The sequence below is a fragment of the Geobacter grbiciae genome (assembly GCF_018531165.1).
In the GTDB taxonomy this organism is placed as follows: Bacteria; Desulfobacterota; Desulfuromonadia; order Geobacterales; family Geobacteraceae; genus Geobacter; species Geobacter metallireducens.
Window position 1 is genome coordinate 1 of the sequence record NZ_JAHDIW010000056.1, and the last position, 604, is coordinate 604.

At 48.2% G+C, this 604-nt stretch carries 1 protein-coding gene; it reads right to left on the reverse strand.

What is annotated here, in order from left to right; genetic code table 11:
- Window positions 1-115: 115 nt before the first annotated feature.
- Complete coding sequence (locus KJB29_RS19115; protein ID WP_246562103.1) at window positions 116-463, reverse strand: GxxExxY protein; 348 nt, start codon at window positions 461-463, stop codon at window positions 116-118.
- Window positions 464-604 lie beyond the last annotated feature (141 nt).

Below are 604 nucleotides of genomic sequence, written 5' to 3' on the forward strand. Positions count from 1 at the left end.
CAGGGAAAACGGGAGGCTCAACCACCCCCCGATCCCATGAATTATCGGTCCGTACAAAATCTCGTCACGGATTCAGGTTTGAATAACACGGAGCAACGGAGCACACGGAGAAAACCTAACAAACAACTCGTTTTATGCCATCCCGGAGAACTTTCGTGAAAAAATTGATGAGAAGTCCTGTTTTAACTCCGGAGAGCTTTAAATAGGTATAAAGCTGGGCATCGTGTACCGGCATAAGCTTTTCGACACACTTGAGCTCAACAATAACTCTGCTTTCAACCAATAAGTCAATTCTCAGACCGTCCTGTAAGCTGAGGCTTTTGTACCTCACCGGCAAGAGCTTTTGTCTTTCAACAGCTAAGCCCGCTGTTGTCAGTTCATGAACGAGGCAAGTTTCATAAACCGATTCAAGTAGACCTGGGCCGAGATGATTGTGCACCTCAATGGCCCGCCCGATTACCAAGTTAGTGAGCTCCGAGTCGAGAAGGTATTTCTCCGTTGCTCCGTTGCTCCGTGTTATTGCAGCCGGCTCCTCGACGTTTTGAGTGGGTAAGGGTATGATTCGTCCTCATTCCCATACCCGGAGGTTTCATCACAGTCATGC